The sequence below is a fragment of the Haloferax sp. Atlit-6N genome (assembly GCF_003383195.1).
In the GTDB taxonomy this organism is placed as follows: domain Archaea; phylum Halobacteriota; class Halobacteria; order Halobacteriales; family Haloferacaceae; genus Haloferax; species Haloferax gibbonsii.
In genome coordinates this window covers 1-445 of record NZ_QEQJ01000371.1, presented here as the reverse complement: position 1 = coordinate 445, position 445 = coordinate 1, and the positions used below count along the sequence as shown (strand labels likewise).

Annotated in this window: 1 protein-coding gene; it reads left to right on the top strand. The window is 63.1% G+C overall.

Features of this window, described 5'->3' with window-relative positions; all coding sequences use genetic code 11:
• Positions 1-50: 50 nt before the first annotated feature.
• Positions 51-445, top strand: a 395-nt coding sequence (locus DEQ92_RS22810; RefSeq protein ID WP_147299605.1) for a DJ-1/PfpI family protein, incomplete at its 3' end; no start/stop codon positions are given.

The window sequence follows — 445 nt, the reverse complement described above, 5'->3', positions numbered from 1 at the left end:
GTTTCGGACAATAAGTATAACAGATCTCGGTCCGTCTATCGCGATGGATTATGGGCAAGAAGATCCTGATGATCGTCGGCGACTTCGGCGAAGACTACGAGACGATGGTTCCGTACCAGGCGCTGGAGATGGTCGGCCACGACGTAGACACGGTCTGCCCGGAGAAAGAAGCGGGCGAGACGGTCAAGACGGCGATCCACGACTTCCGCGGGGACCAGACGTACCTCGAAGAGCGCGGGCACGACTTCGAGGTGAACACGACGTTCGCAGAGATCGACCCCAGCGACTACGACGCGCTCGTCGTCCCCGGCGGGCGGGCACCCGAATATCTCCGCACGTACGACGCGGTCCTCGACGCAGTCAGGCACTTCTTCGAGGAGGACAAACCGGTGGCGGCAGTCTGCCACGGGCCGCAGATCCTCGCGGCCGCGGGCGTCCTCGACGG